The organism is Rhizobium cerradonense, from assembly GCF_030182455.1.
Classification (GTDB): Bacteria; Pseudomonadota; Alphaproteobacteria; order Rhizobiales; family Rhizobiaceae; genus Rhizobium.
Window position 1 is genome coordinate 1 of sequence record NZ_JAQJCK010000065.1, and the last position, 1,869, is coordinate 1,869.

The window sequence follows — 1,869 nt, forward strand, 5'->3', positions numbered from 1 at the left end:
TCCTTGCGCGTCGAGAATTCCCGAAATCCCGGCCAACGGCCGGCGCCATGCTGATTTCTCCGATGCTCTCCATTTTTCAGGATTGCGCTTGCCCGCGAGCGATCATTTGACGATTGCTCGTCTATCGGGCTGCTGGCGCAGCCGATCATGAGGCCCGTTCCGGGCCGCTTCCATTCGTTCGCCCCATGACATCGCCGCCCAGGCCGGTCAAGCGGCCCGTGAAGCCGGTTCATCTTCCGCGCCAGTCCGCAAAAGCGGACCCGTGGAGATGCCCCGACTTCCGCTCCACGCCGCTTGACAGTCCCGTTCGCCGCCGTGGGGCGGGCTTTCGCCCTCCCCCCCTCTGTCCCGGGGAATGTCAGAGGCCATTCCCCAGGCAAGACCGGGGAGGCTTCGCCCGAGGGGCTTGCCCTTCGGGGTGGCAACGGGAAACTTTGGAGAGAGATAATGAGCATCTACACCGAGACCGCACGTTTCGACACTGGCCGCGCACTGACCGAAACCGAAATGCGCCGCATCGCGCCGTCGATCTTTGCCGCGACCGCCCATGAAAGCAGGTCCGAACGGTTCCAGCCTATTCCCACCATCGAGATTTTGCGCGGTCTCATGCGGGAGGGTTTCATGCCGGTCGGAGCGAAGCAGTCGCGCAGCCGCATAGAGGGGAAGGCCGACTTCACCAAGCACCTTATCCGCCTGCGCCGCATCGATGATGGCAAGGTTTACAACGTCGGCGATACCGTTTGCGAGATCCTCCTCAAGAATGCCAATGACGGGACGAGCGCCTACGAGCTTATGGCCGGGCTGTTTCGGGTCCGTTGCCTCAATTCCCTGGTCACGCAGACCGGCACCATCGATGCTATCAAGGTACGCCATTCCGGCGACGTGCAGCATAAGGTGATCGAAGGCACGTACCGCGTCCTTGGCGAGGCCGAGCGCACCCTTGTCGCTCCACAGGACTGGTCAACGTTGCGGTTGAACCGCGATGAACAGGATATTCTGGCGGACGCCGCCCATGTCCTGCGATTTGGCGACAGCGAAGGCGAAACGACGACGCCGATCAAGGCCGAACAGTTGCTGGTCCCCCGCCGTCATGACGACCGCGCCGACGATCTTTGGACAGTCTGGAACGTGGTGCAGGAAAACGCCATCAAGGGCGGATTGCGAGGCATCGGCCGCGACGATCTCGGCAGGCCGCGCCGCGTGAAATCCCGCGCCGTGAACGGGATCGATCAGGATATCAAGCTCAACAAGGCGCTTTGGCTGCTCGGCGAACGGATGGGCGCCCTGAAATCCTGACCAGGATCGCGAGAGCGCCGCCACGCTGCGGCGCTTTCTATCCATCACCACTCTATCGGAGAGCATCAATGAACACCGCGCACCCTGTCGCCATCGCCAATCTGCGGGAAATCACCGGCCATGTTCGTCCCATGGCATTGGCCAACGCAATTCACGCTCGTGTCCCCTCATCGTGGGGCGGCGCATTTTTCATCACCCTGAACAATATTCGCGACTGCATTGAAGCCGGTGACCGATGGTTCGAGGAGGAGATCCCGGAAGGGTTTCGGGTTTGGACCGATAGTGGCTTTTCCTGCATCGTCCGGGATCGCCTTGCATTCTGTTCAGCCACTCGCACGGACGCTAAGCTCATCACACTCTCCAAGGATGAAAACGACGCTTTGGCGGCCGCAATATCGAAGGAAAACGACCACGGTTGAAAATCTGGTTATCTGCCGGTCGATGTCGAAGGCACCTCCGGTCAAGATCGAGGCGTAGCGGGGATTTATCAGGGGGCACCTAATCACAGCGGTCGGTGCCCCGTCCGATATTGATGTGGCCAGGTGGTTAGTCGTCGGTTTGCCTATCCCGAAC

Annotated in this window: 2 protein-coding genes; both read left to right on the plus strand. The window is 60.9% G+C overall.

Annotated features, from left to right (window positions below; all coding sequences use genetic code 11):
• Positions 1-447: 447 nt before the first annotated feature.
• Entirely contained in the window at positions 448-1,296 is an 849-nt protein-coding gene (locus PH547_RS33635; RefSeq protein ID WP_112413194.1) for a DUF932 domain-containing protein, read from the plus strand.
• 68 nt (positions 1,297-1,364) lie between these two features.
• The gene (locus tag PH547_RS33640) at positions 1,365-1,715 is read left to right on the plus strand and encodes a hypothetical protein (RefSeq protein ID WP_112413433.1); all 351 of its coding nucleotides are present in this window, start codon (positions 1,365-1,367) and stop codon (positions 1,713-1,715) included.
• Positions 1,716-1,869: the final 154 nt, after the last annotated feature.

What these genes read in the sequence shown, in the direction of transcription:
- PH547_RS33635 (WP_112413194.1), top strand. Translation starts at nt 448, where the DNA reads ATGAGCATCTACACCGAGACCGCACGTTTCGACACTGGCCGCGCACTG.
- PH547_RS33640 (WP_112413433.1), top strand. Translation starts at nt 1,365, where the DNA reads ATGAACACCGCGCACCCTGTCGCCATCGCCAATCTGCGGGAAATCACC.